The organism is Paenalcaligenes sp. DL 309 (assembly GCF_057475285.1).
Window position 1 is genome coordinate 1 of sequence record NZ_JBYBKW010000047.1, and the last position, 393, is coordinate 393.

General features: G+C 46.1%; 1 pseudogene. It reads left to right on the forward strand.

Annotation, left to right across the window (positions count from 1 at the left end):
- Window positions 1-69: 69 nt before the first annotated feature.
- A pseudogene (locus AC2UZJ_RS12555) lies at window positions 70-330 on the forward strand (transposase); the annotation flags it as partial.
- Window positions 331-393: the final 63 nt, after the last annotated feature.

Below are 393 nucleotides of genomic sequence, written 5' to 3' on the forward strand. Positions count from 1 at the left end.
TGTCCACTTCCCCTAAACTGAGACAGTCATAATTGGAGTTTTCTGCGATACTTTAGGTAGGAGACGATAATGAAGAAATCACGATTTACTGAATCGCAAATTATTGCGGTGTTAAAAGAAGCGGATGCGGGCATGAAGGTGAGCGATGTTTGCCGTCAGCATGGTATTAGTAGCGCCACGTACTACAACTGGAAATCGAAATACGGAGGCATGGAAGCGTCTGAGATGAAGCGAATGCGTGAGTTAGAGGAAGAAAATGCCAAGCTCAAACGCCTGTTTGCGGATGTCAGCTTAGAGAATCAAGCGATGAAGGATTTATTTGCAAAAAAGGGTTGGTGACAGCAGAGAAAAAAGCGTGTGCCCAAGGCCTTGTTGCTCGCGGTGTCAGTGTGG